The sequence below is a fragment of the Azospirillum sp. UFLA03-27 genome, from assembly GCF_059803775.1.
In genome coordinates this window covers 23634-29702 of sequence record NZ_JAUQTX010000057.1, presented here as the reverse complement: position 1 = coordinate 29702, position 6069 = coordinate 23634, and the positions used below count along the sequence as shown (strand labels likewise).

The window sequence follows — 6069 nt, the reverse complement described above, 5'->3', positions numbered from 1 at the left end:
ATCGTCGGCAGCGTCAGATGTGTATAAGAGACAGCCAGGACGCCGCCGAGCGCGGTGGTCGCCATCAGGGCCAGGATCAGATGCCGGGCGGCGGTTCCCCGCGCACACACCAAGAACTTGCCTGTCGAAACCGTCCGGCCTTCCATTCCTCACAACTCCCGTCTGCGCTGGTGGCGGGGGCGTGATGACCGGTGTATGAACCGTGCCCCCTCTTTTCGGCAGACGCACGGGGGCGTGGCGTCTCACAAAAAAATCCCGAAAGAAGGTCAAAACCTATCGAAGCAGGATGATTCCGCCAGGAAGCTCGGTCACGCGGGCACCCACGACATCGGCCAGCGAGCGGATCGCCGCGACAGGATCGTCCAGCCGGTAGTTTCCGCTGACCCGCGCGCCGGCCAGCCGGTCGCCGATCAGGATGACCGGTGCGCCATGGTAGCGCCGGATGGTGTCGACGATCGCGGCGAAGGGCTGGTCGTGGAACACGCAGCGCCCGTCCTTCCAGGCCAGCGCAACCGCCAGGTCCAAGCGGGCGGGCGCCGACAGGCCGTCCGCCGTGGCCGTCACCCGGTCACCCGGAACGAGGGACACCGTCCGGCCCGGCGGTTCCCGCCGGCTGACCGACACCCGCCCGCGCTCCAGGAAGACGGCGTCCTGCCCGCTGTCCGACCGCACGGTGAAGGCGGTGCCGGTCACCTCGACCTCGCTGAAGCCGGCGGTGACGCGGAAGGGGTGGGCGGGGTCGCTGACCACGTCGAAGTAAGCCTGCCCGCGCAGCAGCCGGACGTGGCGCCGGCCCTCGGCGAAATCGAGCGCGACCGCGGAGTCGGTGTCGAGGATCAGCAGGGACCGGTCGGGCAGGGCGATCTCCTGCCGCTCCCCGGCGGCGGTGCGGTGGTCGGCGGTCAGGCGGAGCGCCAATGTGGGCTGGAGATGGACGCCGATGGCCAGCAGCAGCGCGGCGGCGGCCAGCGAGGCCCGCCATCCGCCGAACCGCCCGGACCGCCGCCGCGCTACGGACCGGGTGGCCGCCGGCGAAGGGGCCGTCTGCGGGTGATGGGCGAGCGTCGCTGCCTGCAATTCGGGCATGCTCCCAAGCGACGACAGGCGGTCGAACGCCGCGGCGTGGCGCGGGTCGCGGTTCCGCCATGCCTGATAGGCGGCTCGGGTGTCCGGGGCCACGGGCGCGTCGAGAAGCGTCACGAACCAGGTGAGCGCCTCGTCCGTGATCGGGTCCGCATGCCGGTAGGCCCCGGCATCCTGTCCGCCGTCTGCCTTGTCCTGCTCCACGCTTGGTCTTCCACTCTTCCTTGACCGGACTCACGTACAGTTGAGACGTTTCATCGCTCGGCGGGTCACAATTCGCAAACCGCAGCCCATAGCCCGCAGATGGTGATCGTTCCCGCGCCCGTCCAACCGGCTTGACATCTGAAATTGAGAATCATTATCAATCTCGATGTTGCAAGGCCGCCGATGTCGCACCGACCGCGGTGGTGTCCTTTCCGCCGCCGTACCGACAGGGCTATCATGTCCGCAAGCCTGATTGCGATCTATCTCGATCACCGCCGCTCGTTGTTCGGGTGCGCGATGAAGATCGTGCGTGATCTTCAGGTTGCCGAGGATCTGCTGCAGGAAAGCTACCTGCGCGCCTGCAAGGCCGTGGAGAGGGGACCCATCGACAACATCGGGGCTTTCCTTCACCGGACGGTCCACAACCTCGCGCTGGACCATCTCCGGCGCTGCCGGACCCAGGAGCGGTTCGAGGCCGGCCCGGCGGACACCGTCGAGGCGCTGGGCATCGCATCGGAGACCCCTTCGGCGGAAGAGCGTCTGCTGCACCGCGAGCGGCTGTCGTGCTTCATGGACGCCCTGGAGCGTCTGCCGGCGCGGGCCCGGCAGGTGTGGCTTCTGAACCGGGTCGAAGGCTTGTCCTATCCCCAGATCGCCGCCCATCTGGGTGTGTCGCAGGGCACGGTCTTCAACGACATGAAACTGGCGATGGGCCATTTCGTGGACACCATGGCGCGCCGCGACCGCCCCGAGCCGGCCGCGAGCCGGTCCGGCGGGACGCCCTAGCCGTGGAACACGCCCCCGATTGAGACCGGAAGGGGCGGTCCGCCCCCGGATCACGGGAAGCAGATGCACGGATCCGGTGCTGGGTGTATGTGTGATGGTGTCCCGTCCCAAGCGGCACAAAAATCCCATAAGCTATCTTATGGAAAATATGCCGCGAAAACTACCCATGAGGGTTTTTATGAAGCATATTCTACGGCACGGTCCGGTCTCTCCAAGGGCTCATGACGGCATGCCGAAAACGATGGACCAAGCCCTGGCCGACCGGAAGGCGGTGGTGCTCGAAGCCTACCCGGATGAAATCAGCCGCATGAGAAGCGGCCTCGCCTCCGGCTCCCTGAAGAAGGAGGACGGCTGGGAGGACATCATCGCCAGCCGCGAAACCGAACTTGCCGCGGCCCGGCAAGGCACGATGAAAATACACGCCGTGAACGACCCGAACCTCGTACAGTCCAAGGGCGAGTTCACGGTCGCCCGCGACGGCAATGGCTGGAGCGCCCGTGGGATCACGGTGAACGGCAACGCCGCCGCCTTGCAGGAAGAATTCGGCACCAGGAACATGCAGGTCGGATCCAGCCCCTACACCGGCGACTATGTGATCACCTGGTAAACCCGCGCGCTTGCGCGGATGGGGCTGTCTGGGTAGGCAGGCGATTTTCACAGTGTGGAAATGTGTAAAAATTCGTGGCGGCCCCTCATTTCCCACGACATGGCTCCCCTTCCGGAAAGCGGCGTGCTAGGCTTTCCTCCGGCCTGTTGAAGGCCCCATGACCGGACCGACGGCGGGACCGGTCGGGAACATCAGGACACGCGTACCATGAATCACATCGTCGCCCCCTGCTTTAAGGATCAGGGCCTTGAGGACCAGAACCTCAAGGAGTTGGAGCGCCCGGAATCGCCTCTTCTGGAGGGCGTCGACGGCATGTGGGCGATGCTGCGCGCCGAGGCGGAGAACGTCGTCGTCAAGGAGCCTTGGCTGCGCCCCTTCATCGACACCGCCATCCTGCTGCACCATGACTTCCCGTCGGCCCTGGGCAGCCTGCTGGCGCGCAAGCTGGGTGATTCCTACATCTCCGCCGACCAGCTCGCGATGCTCGTGCGCTCGGCGGTCGCCGACGCGCCCTGCATCGTGGAGGAGGCCTGCTCCGACCTTCAGGCCATCTGCACACGCGACCCGGCGGCGGACAACTGCCTGACGCCCTTCCTCTACTACAAGGGCTTCCACGCGCTGGAATGGCACCGCATCGGCCACTGGCTGTGGCGGCGCGAGCGGTGCGACCTCGCCCACTTCCTGCAAAGCCGGGTGTCGGAGGTCTTCGCCGTGGACATCCACCCGGCGGTCCCGGTCGGGCGCGGCGTCTTCATCGACCACGGCACCGGCTTGGTGATCGGCGAAACCGCCGTGGTCGGCAACGACGTGTCGATCCTTCAGGAGGTCACGCTCGGCGGCACCGGCAAGGAGCATGGCGACCGCCATCCGAAGGTGCGCGACGGCGTCCTGCTGTCCGCCGGGGCCAAGATCCTCGGCAACATCGAGATCGGCAGCCGCGCCAAGGTCGGAGCCGGCAGCGTGGTGCTGAAGGACGTGCCGCCCTGCGCCACCGTGGTCGGCGTCCCGGCGCGGATCGTCGGCTGGTGCCGCGACACGGTGCCGGCGCTCGCCATGGACCAGACGGTGCCGGAGCCGGAATATCACATCTAGTGGCCGGGGCTGCTCCGGAACTCCGGCGCGGTCATCTCCTCGCGGGTCAGGGCGATGAACAGGTCCACCACCGGGCTCTTGGAGCGGTTGGCGTCGAAGGCCACCTGGAACGGCGCCTGATAGGACAGGACCTTGGGCAGCAGAATCCGCAGCCGCCCGGCCTTGACGTAGGGTGCGGCGTAATGGTCCGGCAGATAGCCGGCGTAGGCGCCGGACAGGATCAGCCGCGCCGCCCCCTCCATGTCGCTGACCGTCGCCTTGGGCGTTGATATGGCGAAGATCTTCAGGTCACGCGACCCCCAATAGCTGCGCGCGACCAGCCGATAGCGGCGGATTTCGTCCAGGTCGATGGCCTCGTCCGGCAGGGTGAACAGCGGGTGCCCGTCCGCTACGCAGAAGTGGATCGTCTCGTTGTAGAGGTCCTGGTAGGACAGGCTGGGCACGATGCGCGGGAAGCTGGCGATGGCGAGCTGCAACTGCCCGCCGATGACGTCGCGCAGAAGCTCGTTCGGCGGGCGGACGTTGATGATCAGCGAGACCTCCGGCGCCGCCTCGGTGAAGCGGGCGAAGACGCGCTCCAGCGGGGCGCGCGGGTCGGTCAGCGTGTTGTCCACCAGCCCGACCGCCAGCGTGCCGGTCAGCCGCTCGCGCAGGCCGCGCACCCGGCCGCGGAAGCGCTCCAGCGTGTCGAACACGCGCCGCGCCTCGTCATAGACCGCCTGCCCTTCCGGGGTGAGCTGGAATCCCGACCGCCCACGCCGGCACAGCCGCAGGCCCAGCCGGGTCTCCAGATCGGTGAAATGGGTGGATATGGTGGACAGCGACAGGTTCAGTTCGCTCTGCGCCGCACTGAATCCGCCAGCCTCGACGATGGTCATGAACAACCGCAACAGGCGCAGATCCACGGTTTCCAGCTGAATCATCGCCACGACGCCGCCCTCCCCTGCCCCGCTCGCCGGTTCCGGGGCGTCCGATACTTCGGCCCGGATCGAAGTAAGATACAAAACTTTCTGATTTTCGGGCAACGGCGCCGGGCGTCTAATGACCGCAGGCCGCAATGCTGGCCTCACGAACAGATAAGCTCGTCCGCAAGGAAAGGTCGCATCCATGAACGAGACGACGGGTAAGCAGGGACTTCACGCCGCTTTGACCGGCGGCATCAGCCGGCGCGCGGTTCTGGCCGGAGCGGGCACGCTGGCCACGGTGGCCGCCATCGGCTTTCCGAACATCGTCCGCGCCCAATCGAAGACGCTGAAGGTCGGCGTCTACGGCGGCTACTTCAAGGAATCCTTCGAAAAGCACATCTTCCCGGAATTCTCCAAGGCCACCGGAATCACGGTGGAGGCCATCGCCGAACCGACCGGCGAGGCGTGGCTCGTCCAGCTCGAACAGGCGGCCCGCGCCCGTCAGGCGCCCGCCGACGTCTCGATGATGTCGCAGGTGGCGATGCTGAAGGGGGCCTCGGCGGAACTGTGGGCGCCCTTCGACCTGTCGAAGATCCCCAACGCCGCCAAGGTCGTCCCGCACCTCGTCAACAAATACCCGGACGGCAAGGTCAGCGGCATCGGCGCGGTGTCCTGGTACATCACGCTGGTCACCAACACCAAGAGCTACCCGCAGGCCCCGGACAGCTGGGCGGCCCTGTGGGACCCGGCGAACAAGGACAAGCTCGGCCTGCTGGCGCTGGTCAGCAACAGCTTCTTGCTGGAGGTCACCGCGGCGACCTTCTTCGGCGGCACCAAGCATCTCGACAGCGAGCAGGGGCAGCTCGACTGCTTCAAGAAGCTGGCGGAGCTGAAGTCCAACGTGAAGCTCTGGTACCGCGACGAGGCGCAGTTCGAGGCCTCGCTGAAGTCCGGCGAGATCCCGATGGGCCAGTACTACCATGACGTGACCGGCCTCGCCGCCGCGGACGGGCAGCCGGTGCGCTCGACCTTCCCGAAGGAGGGCGGCATCCTCGACTCCGGCAGCTGGGCGGTCACCCGCGCCTCCAAGGCCGGCGACCTCGCGCATGTCTTCGTGGACTATATGTGCCAGCCGTCGATCCAGGCCCTGCTGTCACGCAAGGTCGGCACCGCCCCGACCATCGACCGCAAGATGACCGACCTGACCGACCAAGAGTTTGCCGCCGTGTCCTCCGACATCGCGCCGATCATCCCGCGCTACGACCTGTACACAAGCAAGTCCGACTGGCTGAACCAGAAGTGGACGGAAATGATCGTCGGATGAGTGTGTGAGCCCTTCTCCCCTCTGGGGAGAAGGGTATGGGATGAGGGGGCGGCCGCAGGCCGGACACG

The 6069-nt window shown here is 66.8% G+C and carries 6 protein-coding genes; 4 read left to right on the top strand and 2 right to left on the bottom strand.

Going from position 1 to position 6069, the window contains the following annotated elements; all coding sequences use genetic code 11:
* Positions 1-273: 273 nt before the first annotated feature.
* Positions 274-1287 carry a FecR family protein gene (locus Q4I23_RS11400; protein ID WP_498526319.1) on the bottom strand — a complete coding sequence of 338 codons (1014 nt, stop codon included), beginning with the start codon at positions 1285-1287 and terminating at the stop codon, positions 274-276.
* Positions 1288-1524: 237 nt separating this feature from the next.
* Here Q4I23_RS11400 and Q4I23_RS11395 point away from each other — a divergent pair, with 237 nt between their 5' ends.
* From Q4I23_RS11395 to cysE, 3 genes are all read left to right on the top strand, one after another.
* Positions 1525-2073: an RNA polymerase sigma factor gene (locus Q4I23_RS11395; protein ID WP_454020555.1), complete on the top strand. Its 549-nt coding sequence runs from the start codon at positions 1525-1527 to the stop codon at positions 2071-2073.
* A gap of 229 nt (positions 2074-2302) precedes the next feature.
* Positions 2303-2680: a hypothetical protein gene (locus tag Q4I23_RS11390; protein ID WP_498526318.1), complete on the top strand. Its 378-nt coding sequence runs from the start codon at positions 2303-2305 to the stop codon at positions 2678-2680.
* Positions 2681-2887: 207 nt separating this feature from the next.
* Positions 2888-3772: a serine O-acetyltransferase gene (cysE, locus tag Q4I23_RS11385; RefSeq protein ID WP_498526317.1), complete on the top strand. Its 885-nt coding sequence runs from the start codon at positions 2888-2890 to the stop codon at positions 3770-3772.
* Here the strand turns inward: cysE and Q4I23_RS11380 are convergent.
* Positions 3769-4695 carry a LysR family transcriptional regulator gene (locus Q4I23_RS11380; protein ID WP_454020973.1) on the bottom strand — a complete coding sequence of 309 codons (927 nt, stop codon included), beginning with the start codon at positions 4693-4695 and terminating at the stop codon, positions 3769-3771. The two genes, cysE and Q4I23_RS11380, sit on opposite strands and share 4 nt — an antisense overlap.
* A gap of 184 nt (positions 4696-4879) precedes the next feature.
* On the opposite strand from Q4I23_RS11380, the gene Q4I23_RS11375 reads away from it, so the two are divergent.
* The gene (locus Q4I23_RS11375; protein ID WP_145677861.1) at positions 4880-6001 is read left to right on the top strand and encodes an ABC transporter substrate-binding protein; all 1122 of its coding nucleotides are present in this window, start codon (positions 4880-4882) and stop codon (positions 5999-6001) included.
* Positions 6002-6069: the final 68 nt, after the last annotated feature.